The sequence below is a fragment of the Streptococcus sp. A22 genome (genome assembly GCF_043674215.1).
GTDB classification, from domain to species: domain Bacteria; phylum Bacillota; class Bacilli; order Lactobacillales; family Streptococcaceae; genus Streptococcus; species Streptococcus suis_V.
Genome location: NZ_JBIMJQ010000025.1, coordinates 1 through 11,055 on the forward strand (window position 1 = coordinate 1; position 11,055 = coordinate 11,055).

Sequence of the window (11,055 nt, forward strand, 5' to 3'; positions counted from 1 at the left end):
TTCTATACTGAGTTGGGGAATTCTAGTATATCAGACGAACATGTCTTTTTTGTTGCACTTCATTTTACAACGCGGGATTTTTTGTTTTTGATGCAATTGTCCAAAAATAATCGTAATCTAGTTAAATTTTTGGTATAATATGAACCGTATATCTATTTTTGAAATGAGAATGATAATGAAGGATAAGATTAGACAGGAGCTTGAGGGAATCGATATTCGATTTGATGAGCCCTTAAAGGAATATACGTATACAAAAGTCGGGGGTGCAGTAGACTACCTGGCTTTTCCACGTAATCGCTATGAGATTGTACGCATCGTAGAATTTGCCAATCGTGAAGGTATTCCCTGGCAGGTTTTAGGAAATTCTAGTAATATTATCGTCCGTGATGGTGGCATCAGGGGCTTTGTTATCAGGATGGATAAGCTTAACTCAGTGACGGTTTCTGGCTATACGATTGAGGCTGAGGCAGGTGCCAACCTGATTGAGACGACCAAGGTTGCCCTCTTTCATTCCTTGACTGGCTTTGAATTTGCCTGCGGCATTCCTGGTAGTGTCGGCGGTGCTGTTTATATGAATGCCGGTGCTTATGGTGGTGAAGTGGCCCATATCTTGGTATCTGCACAAATTTTAACTCCTGCTGGTTATGTCGAAACCTTGGACAATCGTGATTTGCGCTTTGGTTATCGGTCATCTATCCTGCAGGAAAATGGGGCAATTGTCCTATCTGCCAAATTTGCCTTGAAGCCTGGTAATCATCCGGTTATCAAATATGAAATGGACCGATTGACACATTTGCGCGAGCTTAAGCAACCACTGGAGTACCCTTCTTGTGGATCTGTCTTTAAGCGTCCACCAGGAATGTTTGCTGGCCAGCTCATCATGGAGGCCGGTCTCATGGGGCATCGTATTGGCGGTGTGGAAGTTTCGGAAAAGCATGCAGGCTTTATGGTCAATGTAGCGGATGGGTCAGCTCAGGATTATGAAAACTTGATTGCTCATGTCATTGAAACAGTCAAAGAATTTTCAGGAGTAACCTTGGAGAGAGAGGTTCGGATTATCGGCGATAGTTTGTAATCATCGGTACAATTGAGGGGGTGAGGCTTATCGTAGCAGGTAATATGACGGGCAGTGTTCTTGCCCACGAGGTGGTATAGGCCCAACAGAGCCTGGAATCTGTTAGTCTACCTAAAGAAGGAATTTATGAGAATTGAAAAAGCCAATTATTGAATTTAAAGACGTTTCTAAGGTCTTCGAGGACAGTGGAACAACTGTCTTGAAAAACATTAGTTTTGAACTGGAAGAAGGCAAGTTTTATACTTTGCTTGGTGCTTCTGGTTCCGGTAAATCAACGATTTTGAATATTATCGCAGGTCTCCTGGATGCGACGTCTGGTGACATTTATCTGGATGGACAGCGGATCAATGATGTTCCGACCAACAAGCGGGATGTCCATACTGTCTTTCAATCATATGCCCTTTTCCCGCATATGACCGTCTTTGAAAATGTGGCTTTTCCACTAAAATTACGCAAGGTTGATAAGGCTGAAATTGATCGCCGTGTCAAAGAGGCTCTGCAGATGGTTCGTTTATCTGGTTATGAGAACCGTGCCATCCAGAAATTGTCTGGAGGTCAACGTCAGCGTGTGGCCATTGCGCGTGCAATCATCAACCAACCGCGCGTTGTCTTGCTAGATGAGCCTTTATCAGCTCTTGACTTGAAACTACGGACCGAGATGCAATACGAATTGCGTGAATTGCAGCAGCGTCTGGGCATTACCTTTGTCTTTGTTACTCACGACCAAGAAGAGGCGCTGGCTATGTCTGACTGGATTTTCGTCATGAATGATGGTGAAATTGTTCAATCAGGGACACCAGTTGACATTTATGATGAGCCAATCAACCATTTTGTAGCGACCTTTATCGGGGAGTCCAATATCCTGCCTGGTCGCATGCTTGAGGACTACCTGGTTGAGTTCAACGGCAAGCGTTTTGAGGCTGTGGACGGTGGTATGCGTCCAAATGAAGAGGTACAAGTGGTCATCCGTCCGGAAGATTTGCGGATTACCCTGCCTGAAGAAGGCAAGTTGCAGGTTAAGGTGGATACCCAGCTCTTCCGTGGGGTTCATTACGAAATCATCGCCTATGATGATTTGGGCAATGAGTGGATGATTCACTCGACGCGCAAGGCTATTGTCGGTGAGGTCATCGGTCTGGACTTTGAACCAGAAGACATCCATATCATGCGTCTCAACGAAACGGAAGAAGAATTTGATGCCCGTATCGAGGAATATGTAGAAGTCGAAGAAGTGGAAGATGGCTTGATCAATGCCATTGAGGAGGAACGCAATGAAGAAAACCTCTAAGCTCTTTGCCATCCCCTATGCTTTATGGGTTTTCCTCTTTGTACTGGCGCCTGTTGCCCTGATTGTCTTTAAGTCATTCTTTGATATTCATGACAATTTTACCCTAGCCAACTACCAAACCTACTTTAACTCGCCAAATAATACTTACTTGCGGATGAGTTTTAACTCCATTTTTTACGCAGGTTTGATTACCTTGGTTACTTTGCTGGTATCCTATCCAACAGCCTATTTTTTGACCAAGCTCAAGCACAAGCAACTCTGGCTCATGTTGATAATCCTGCCGACTTGGGTCAACCTCTTGCTTAAGGCCTATGCCTTTATCGGGATTTTTGGTCAACACGGCTCGGTCAATCAGTTCTTGGAATTTATTGGCCTGGGTGCCCAGCAAATTCTCTTTACAGATTTTTCATTTATCACTGTTGCGGCTTATATTGAAATTCCTTTCATGATTTTGCCGATTTTCAATGCCTTGGATGATTTAGATCCTAATCTTATCAATGCTAGTCGAGATTTGGGAGCAACTCCTTGGCAGACCTTTACAAAAGTTATTTTTCCTCTGTCCATGAATGGTGTTCGTTCAGGTGTGCAGGCGGTCTTTATCCCAAGTTTGAGCTTGTTTATGTTGACCCGCCTTATCGGTGGTAACCGTGTGATTACGCTGGGTACAGCCATTGAGCAGCATTTCTTGACAACCCAGAACTGGGGCATGGGCTCCACCATTGGTGTCGTCTTGATTCTTGCCATGCTGGCCATTATGTGGCTAACGAAAGAGAGGAAGAAATAAATGAAAAAGTTTGCAAAGATTTATCTAACCATTGCCTTCCTTGTCTTGTATCTGCCAATTTTCTATTTGATTTTCTATGCCTTCAATGAAGGTGGAGATATGAATGGCTTTACTGGTTTTACGTTAGAGCATTTCTCAGCCATGCTGGGAGATAGTCGCCTGATGCTGATTTTGGCTCAAACCTTCTTTTTAGCCTTCCTCAGCTCGCTCATTGCGACAATTATCGGGACCTTCGGTGCCATTTATATCTACCAGTCCAAGCAGAAGTTTCAGAATGCCCTTTTATCGGTCAACAATATCCTCATGGTAGCACCGGACGTTATGATTGGTGCGAGTTTCCTGATTCTCTTTACCATGATTGGTTTCCAGCTGGGCTTTGTCTCTGTTTTACTCAGCCACATTGCCTTTTCGATTCCGATTGTGGTCCTCATGGTCTTGCCACGACTCAAAGAAATGAATGCTGATATGATTTCCGCAGCCTATGACTTGGGGGCAACGCAACCACAAATGCTCCGAGAAATCATGTTGCCTTATTTGACTCCAGCCATTATTGCAGGCTACTTCATGGCCTTTACCTACTCGCTGGATGATTTTGCCGTGACCTTCTTTGTCACAGGAAACGGCTACTCAAACCTGTCTGTTGAGATTTACTCACGGGCTCGTCAGGGGATTTCTTTGGAAATCAATGCCCTGTCCACCCTGGTCTTCCTCTTCAGTATTGTGCTTGTCGTAGGTTATTACTTTATTTCGCGTGAGAAGGAGGCAAACTAATGAAACGGTTGACATCATTTTTTGTTGGTATTCTTGCTATCATTCTCGTGCTTTGGGGAATTTCTAGCAAACTAGAGGCTGATTCTACCCAAGGAACCACTGATAAATTGGTCATCTATAACTGGGGTGATTATATCGACCCAGAATTGTTGGACGAATTTACCGCCGAAACCGGTATCCAGGTTGATTACCAGACCTTTGATTCCAACGAGTCCATGTACACAAAGATTCAGCAGGGTGGGACAACCTATGACTTGGCTGTGCCGTCTGAGTACATGATTTCTAAGATGGCTGAAGAAGATATGCTGATCAAGTTGGATAAGTCGAAAATTGAGGGATTGGAAAATATCGACCCGCAATTTATGGGGCTCAGCTTTGATGAGAACAATGATTATTCCATTCCTTATTTCTGGGGAACCCTGGGAATTGTTTACAATGAAACCATGGTTGACAATCCGCCACAGGAATGGGAGGATTTGTGGTCTGAGGAATATCGTGACAATATCATGCTGATTGACGGTGTCCGTGAGGTTATGGGCTTTGGTCTACAATCTCTCGGCTACAGTCTCAATTCGCAGGATAAGGCTGAAATTGCCCAAGCTGCGGAACATCTCTATAACTTGACTCCGAATGTCAAAGCTATTGTTGCTGATGAAATCAAGGGTTACATGATTCAGGATGCGGCGGCTATTGCTGTCAGTTTCTCAGGTGAGGCTAGTGAAATGCTGGATGGCAATGAAAACCTGCACTATGTCGTACCGTCAAAAGGTTCTAACCTCTGGTTTGATAATATGGTAATTCCAAAGACAGCCAAGAACATCGACGGGGCCCATGCCTTTATGAGCTTCATGCTTCGTCCTGAAAATGCCCTGCGCAATGCGGAATATGTTGGCTACTCAACGCCGATTCCTGCAGCCAAGGCTATGTTGGATGAAGAAACTCAAAATGACGAGGCTTTCTATCCTTCCGAGGAAACCATGAAAGAGATGGAAGTCTATGATAATCTGGGTAAGGAAATGCTCGGTCTCTATAATGACCTCTTCCTACAATTTAAAATGTATCGGAAGTAGAAGATAACACTTGGTTAACGGACCAAGTGTTTTTTAAGTTAAGGAAAATAGATTTCGTGGTATAATGTAAACAATCAAGAAAGAGGTTTACATGGTATTATCAAAAAAACGTGCACGAAAAGTGATTGAAGAAATTATTGCCCTCTATCCAGACGCCAAGCCAAGTTTGGATTTTAGAAATCATTTTGAACTGCTGGTAGCGGTCATGTTGTCTGCTCAGACGACAGATGCGGCGGTCAATAAGGCAACACCTGCCTTGTTTGAGGCCTATCCAACACCAGAGGCTATGGCAGCAGCCGAGGTCAAAGACATTGAGCCCTATATTTCACGCTTGGGTCTTTACCGTAACAAGGCTAAATTCCTCAAAGAATGCGCCCAGCAGTTGTTGGATCAATTCGGCGGAGTGGTGCCACAGACGCGTGAAGAATTGGAAAGTTTGGCTGGAGTAGGGCGAAAGACCGCCAACGTCGTCATGAGTGTCGGCTTTGGCATCCCAGCTTTTGCGGTGGATACGCATGTCGGTCGCATATGCAAACACCATGATATTGTTAAAAAATCCGCTACGCCACTGGAAACAGAAAAGCGGGTCACGGAAGTTTTGCCACCAGAACTCTGGCTCCCAGCCCATCAGGCCATGATTTATTTTGGACGGGAAGTCTGCCATCCGAAAAATCCAGAATGTGCAAAATTTCCGCAGTTATATGAATTTGATTAAAAAATCTTCAGTTTTTGGAGATTTTTTCGGTTGTTTGGGCAATTTCATTCAGAAAACAAGAATGTTTTTTTGAATTTGTTCTAAAATATTCTCAAAAATCGAATAATACGAATGAAGTGACGTTCTAAACGTTGAATAAACGAGAATAAACGAACTTCATTCATCTGTATGGTTTTATATTTGACAAAAACCAAACGATAGTATATAATTTATACTGTAAGTTGATTAAAAAACGAAAAAACAATGTATTTTTCGGAAGATAGTTCAGAAAATGAGGTAAAGCTATGTACAACGAAATGCCGGTATTTGACTATGAGGATATTCAGTTAATTCCCAACAAGTGTATTATCAACAGCCGTTCTGAGGCGGATACGACGGTGACTTTGGGCAAGTATAGTTTCAAACTTCCTGTAGTTCCGGCCAATATGCAGACCATTATTGATGAGGATGTGGCGGAGATGCTGGCTAAGGACGGTTATTTCTACATTATGCACCGTTTTGACGAAGAAGGACGCATTCCCTTTATCAAACGGATGCATGACCAAGGTTTGATTGCTTCTATTTCCGTCGGTGTCAAAGACTATGAATATGATTTTGTGACTAGCTTGAAAAACGATGTGCCCGAATTTATCACCATTGACATTGCGCATGGTCATGCGGACAGTGTCATCAAGATGATCAAGCATATTAAGAAAGAGTTACCAGAGACATTTGTTATCGCAGGAAATGTTGGGACGCCTGAAGCGGTTCGTGAGTTGGAGAATGCGGGTGCTGACGCAACCAAGGTCGGCATTGGTCCGGGTAAAGTATGTATTACTAAGGTTAAGACAGGCTTTGGTACAGGTGGTTGGCAGCTAGCAGCCCTTCGTTGGTGTGCTAAAGCGGCTCGTAAACCCATTATTGCGGATGGTGGTATCCGTACGCATGGTGACATTGCCAAATCCATCCGTTTCGGTGCCAGCATGGTCATGATTGGTTCCCTCTTTGCAGGGCATATTGAAAGTCCGGGTAAAACCATTGAAGTGGACGGAGAGAAATTCAAAGAATACTACGGCTCGGCCTCTGAGTATCAAAAAGGTGCTTATAAAAATGTAGAAGGCAAGAAAATTCTCCTGCCAGCTAAGGGGCATCTCAAGGATACTTTGGTGGAAATGGAACAGGACCTGCAGTCATCCATTTCTTACGCAGGTGGTCGTGATTTGAACAGCCTGCGCCATGTGGACTATGTCGTCGTGAAAAATTCCATCTGGAACGGCGATTCGATTTAATTTATGTTTGTAATGAAATAGAGGACTTGCAGTGCAGGTCCTTTTCTTGAAACAATAGATTGACTAAGATTAAAGGACCGATTATGTATCCAACTAAAACAATAAAAGAAAAGTTTCTTCTCTTTCTAAAAATTTTTCTGCCGATTTTGATTTATCAATTTGCTAACTTTTCGGCTTCTTTCATCGATACCATGATGACGGGACAGTTTAGTACCCTTGATTTGGCGGGTGTTTCTATGGCGACCAGTTTGTGGAACCCATTTTTCTCCTTTTTAACAGGGATTGTGTCGGCTTTGGTTCCCATTATCGGCCATCATCTGGGCAAGGGCGATAAGAACAAGATTCGCGAAGAATTTCACCAGTTTGTCTATTTGTCTGGCTTTTTGGCCTTAATTTTGTATATCTTGGTCTTTGTTTTTGCTAGGCCTATTTTGAGCTGGCTGGGCTTAGATGTTGAAGTTGCAGGAGTTGCTCTGTCCTATCTCTACTATATTTCCATTGGCATCCCGCCTTTTCTCATCTTCAGCGTCTGCCGGTCCTTTTTCGATGCCCTCGGTCTGACCCGACTGTCCATGTACCTCATGTTGCTCCTGGTTCCCTTTAACACCCTCTTTAACTATTTCTTGATTTATGGGAAATTGGGACTGCCGGCCCTGGGCGGATCAGGTGCTGGACTTGGGACTGCTTTGGCTTATTGGGCAGTCTTAGCAGTGGTTGTCCTGGTCATGAGGAAAAATAAGCGGATTGCATCCTACCAAGTGTGGGACTGGACATCCTTTAATCCTGCCATGCTCAAAGAAGGGGTAAAAATCGGTCTTCCCATCGGTCTGCAGGTTTTCGCAGAAGTAGCCATTTTTGCAGTGGTCGGGCTCTACATGTCCAAATATTCTGCGCAGACCATTGCGGCCCACCAGGCAGCTATGAATTTTGCGACTCTCATGTATGCCTTCCCGCTCAGCATTTCCATGGCCCTGCCTATTCTGGTTTCCTACGAACACGGGGCAAAACGCCTGAAAGATGTCCAGCAGTACAGTCTGATTGGCCGCTTGACAGCCGTTCTCTTTGCCAGTCTGACCTTGACTTTCCTTTATTTTAATCGGGAAATGGTAGCAGGTCTTTATGGTATAGAACCTGAATTTATCGCCTTAACATCTGACTTCCTGGTCTTTGCCCTCTTTTTCCAACTGGCAGATGCCTTTACAGCACCGATTCAGGGGATTTTACGGGGCTACAAGGACACCACCTTTCCCTTTGTGCTAGGCCTGGTGTCCTACTGGTCCATGACCTTCCCTATTGCCTGGTTGCTGGATAGTCTGACGGACTTGGGACCAAAAGCTTACTGGATTGGCTTGATTGTCGGGATATTCACCTGCGGGATTTCCTTGAATCTACGCTTACGATATATTGTAAAAAATGATAAGCAATAAGAAAAAGCTGACTTGAAAGAAGACAAGTCAGTTTTTACTTATTTGCGTTTCATTTCGCCATGCGGGAAATAAGTTCCCTCTTTCATGTCGTTAATAAAGACATGGATAGCTTCCTTCGGGGCGTTGGTATTACGCGAAACAACCTCTGTCACCTCACGAGCTAGGGCAATTTTTTGCTCCTCAGTGCGACCTTCAAATAAATCAATACGTACAAATGGCATATAAATTCTCCTTTTTGTTGAATATTTTATCACAGTAAAAAAATTATTCAAGTATTTTATAAATAATTGCAATTTTATCCTTTGTTCTATATAATAATATTGTGAAAGAAAGGAGATAGATATGCTAGGTAAGATTAAAAATCAAGGTAAAATCAGAAAGATTTTCAACAGAAAAACAGCTACTGTAGTAGGTGGTTTGCTGGTAACAAGTGTTGCAGGAATTCAATTGACGACTGCTGAGTTGCCGGCGAAAGAACAAGTTTACGGCCAACCTATTGAAAAAGTTCTACAAATCTATAAAGAGGCTGGATTTGAAAATATCAAGGAAAGTTTAAAAATTGCAGATTTAGAGTACGGAAAAATTGATGAAAGTAGTAAGGTAGAAGTTGTTCTTGTTGATGGCGAAGAATGGAAAGAAGGGACTGCCTCAAAAAATGTACCGATTTCCATATCTTATCATGCCCCGAAAGATGATGCGGTTGAAATAAGCAATCTTTCCTATCCTGGAAATGTCACTGAGCTTGAAAAAGAGTTGACAGAGGCAGGGTTTGACAATATTGAGCTATCTTCTGTTATGTTGTTGGCAGATGGAAATAATGACAAGCACGATCAAGTAGAGAATTTGGAAATTGGTCTCTATTCCTATCAGAAAGGCTACTTTTATTCGACAAGTCTTCCTGTCAAAGTAACTTATTTTGATGCTAGCAAGGACAATTTGAAATTTCCACAGGATGCTTTGGAGACTAAAAATAAGGCAGATTTAGAAAAATCCCTGACTGAAGTCGGATTTACACAGGTAAAGTGGGATAAAATTGAAGAAAAGGACAAATCAAAACACGGGACCATCCGCGATATTACAGTAGATGGTGAGAAACTAAGACTAGATACCAAGCAAGATATTATCTTAAAAAAAGCAACGCCAATCGTCATCAGTTACTATGATTTTTCAAACTTTGCTGAAGTACCTAAGAATATTTCAAATGCAACAGTAGAAAAAAATAAGGAGTTATTTACTGCTGCGGGCTTCACTCAGATTTCCGAAGTTGCTACCGAAACAGATGATATCAGTAAAAATGGTCAGGTGAGCGTTATTGAAATAGATGGGAAGGCTTGGGATTCCCAGAAGGATACTGTTTATAAGAAAAATAGCAAGGTTGTCATCAAATACTGGAATGCTGAGAAGGCTATCGCAGAAAAGGCTCGTAAAGAGGAGGAAGAGCGCCAGGCGGCTGAGGCCAAACGAATTGCTGAAGAGCAAGCTGCAGCCCAGGCTCAAGCGGCGGCTCAATCACAAGGTCAAATCCATGGTTTTGCGCAAGCACCTGCGAGCAATGTTTACTATCCGAACTGTAAGGCAGCGAGAGCAGCAGGAGCAGCTCCGGTCTATCAAGGTCAACCTGGTTATGGAAGTCACCTAGACAGAGATGGCGACGGAATTGGTTGCGAGTAGATAAAACAGGAGGGACTGTTATGAAACCTGCATACCGCATCATCTTAGCTTTGTTACTAGGTCTATTTACCCTTTATTTTGCAATGGCAGTGTTTCCAATCAGCACCATCATCGGACCCATACTGGTAACCATAACATTGTTTTCTGCTATTTACACCATCCTGGTTCTCTATAAATGGAAGCCCAAATGGGGTGAGATGCTATTAGAGTTGGTTTTAAATTTATTCATGTGGCCATGATTTCCAAACAAGCTCAACTGGGCTTGTTTTTCTCTTTCCCATAATAGTGATTTTATGATAAAATGGAGGAAGTGAAATTTTAGAACGGAAGAGGAAAAATGGCTCAATTATACTATAAATACGGTACCATGAACTCTGGTAAGACCATTGAAATTCTCAAGGTAGCCCACAACTACGAGGAGCAGGGAAAACCCGTTGTCATTATGACTTCGGCACTGGATACCCGTGATGCTTTCGGAATCGTTTCTAGTCGAATTGGTATGAGAAGAGATGCGGTGGCCATTGACGACCAGATGGATGTATTTGGTTATATTGAGAAAATGGACCCGCTTCCTTATTGTGTCCTCATCGACGAGGCTCAGTTTCTCCGACGTCATCACGTCTATGACCTGGCCCGTGTGGTAGACGAACTCGGTGTGCCAGTTATGGCCTTCGGTCTTAAAAATGATTTTAGAAATGAATTGTTTGAAGGCTCGAAACATTTGTTACTCTTGTCGGACAAGATTGAAGAAATCAAAACCATTTGCCAGTATTGCTCAAAGAAAGCAACCATGGTCTTGCGAACTCAGGACGGCAAACCGACCTACGAGGGAGAGCAAATACAAATCGGAGGCAACGAAACCTATATCCCAGTTTGCCGCAAACATTATTTTTCGCCAGAAATTTAGCCATTTTGAATCATAAAAAGAAATATGGAATTACAAATCTGTCCATATTTAGAGATCGGAATGGAACACGCATATAAGA

The 11,055-nt window shown here is 43.0% G+C and carries 12 protein-coding genes; 11 read left to right on the top strand and 1 reads right to left on the bottom strand.

What is annotated here, in order from left to right; translation table 11 throughout:
* Positions 1–175 precede the first annotated feature (175 nt).
* The 8 genes from murB (at position 176) to ACHBHN_RS09300 (ending at position 8,398) form a co-directional block, all read left to right on the top strand.
* The gene (gene murB, locus ACHBHN_RS09265; protein ID WP_105110143.1) at positions 176–1,075 is read left to right on the top strand and encodes a UDP-N-acetylmuramate dehydrogenase; all 900 of its coding nucleotides are present in this window, start codon (positions 176–178) and stop codon (positions 1,073–1,075) included.
* Between the two features lie 133 nt (positions 1,076–1,208).
* Positions 1,209–2,363: an ABC transporter ATP-binding protein gene (locus ACHBHN_RS09270; protein ID WP_105137431.1), complete on the top strand. Its 1,155-nt coding sequence runs from the start codon at positions 1,209–1,211 to the stop codon at positions 2,361–2,363.
* Complete coding sequence (locus ACHBHN_RS09275) at positions 2,347–3,147, top strand: ABC transporter permease (RefSeq protein ID WP_105160896.1); 801 nt, start codon at positions 2,347–2,349, stop codon at positions 3,145–3,147. Before ACHBHN_RS09270 ends, ACHBHN_RS09275 begins: the two co-directional genes overlap by 17 nt.
* A complete protein-coding gene (locus ACHBHN_RS09280; protein WP_105110146.1) occupies positions 3,148–3,918 on the top strand; it encodes an ABC transporter permease in 771 nt (256 codons plus the stop codon).
* On the top strand, positions 3,918–4,988 hold the full coding sequence (locus tag ACHBHN_RS09285) for an extracellular solute-binding protein (protein ID WP_172095598.1): 1,071 nt from the start codon (positions 3,918–3,920) through the stop codon (positions 4,986–4,988). Before ACHBHN_RS09280 ends, ACHBHN_RS09285 begins: the two co-directional genes overlap by 1 nt.
* A 91-nt stretch (positions 4,989–5,079) precedes the next feature.
* The gene (gene nth / locus ACHBHN_RS09290) at positions 5,080–5,703 is read left to right on the top strand and encodes an endonuclease III (RefSeq protein WP_394733966.1); all 624 of its coding nucleotides are present in this window, start codon (positions 5,080–5,082) and stop codon (positions 5,701–5,703) included.
* Between the two features lie 284 nt (positions 5,704–5,987).
* On the top strand, positions 5,988–6,971 hold the full coding sequence (gene guaC, locus ACHBHN_RS09295) for a GMP reductase (RefSeq protein WP_105160907.1): 984 nt from the start codon (positions 5,988–5,990) through the stop codon (positions 6,969–6,971).
* Between the two features lie 83 nt (positions 6,972–7,054).
* Positions 7,055–8,398: an MATE family efflux transporter gene (locus tag ACHBHN_RS09300; protein ID WP_394733969.1), complete on the top strand. Its 1,344-nt coding sequence runs from the start codon at positions 7,055–7,057 to the stop codon at positions 8,396–8,398.
* Positions 8,399–8,436: 38 nt separating this feature from the next.
* On the opposite strand, the gene ACHBHN_RS09305 is transcribed toward ACHBHN_RS09300, so the two are convergent.
* A complete protein-coding gene (locus ACHBHN_RS09305) occupies positions 8,437–8,619 on the bottom strand; it encodes a 4-oxalocrotonate tautomerase (RefSeq protein WP_024413156.1) in 183 nt (60 codons plus the stop codon).
* A 121-nt stretch (positions 8,620–8,740) separates the two neighbouring features.
* Here ACHBHN_RS09305 and ACHBHN_RS09310 point away from each other — a divergent pair, with 121 nt between their 5' ends.
* The 3 genes from ACHBHN_RS09310 to ACHBHN_RS09320 all read left to right on the top strand — a co-directional run bounded on the left by ACHBHN_RS09310 (position 8,741) and on the right by ACHBHN_RS09320 (position 10,976).
* Complete coding sequence (locus ACHBHN_RS09310) at positions 8,741–10,069, top strand: excalibur calcium-binding domain-containing protein (protein WP_105123341.1); 1,329 nt, start codon at positions 8,741–8,743, stop codon at positions 10,067–10,069.
* Positions 10,070–10,089: 20 nt separating this feature from the next.
* Positions 10,090–10,308: a hypothetical protein gene (locus ACHBHN_RS09315; protein ID WP_105123340.1), complete on the top strand. Its 219-nt coding sequence runs from the start codon at positions 10,090–10,092 to the stop codon at positions 10,306–10,308.
* A gap of 98 nt (positions 10,309–10,406) precedes the next feature.
* Positions 10,407–10,976, top strand: coding sequence for a thymidine kinase (locus ACHBHN_RS09320; protein ID WP_105123339.1), 570 nt, complete (start codon positions 10,407–10,409; stop codon positions 10,974–10,976).
* The last annotated feature ends 79 nt before the right edge of the window (positions 10,977–11,055 follow it).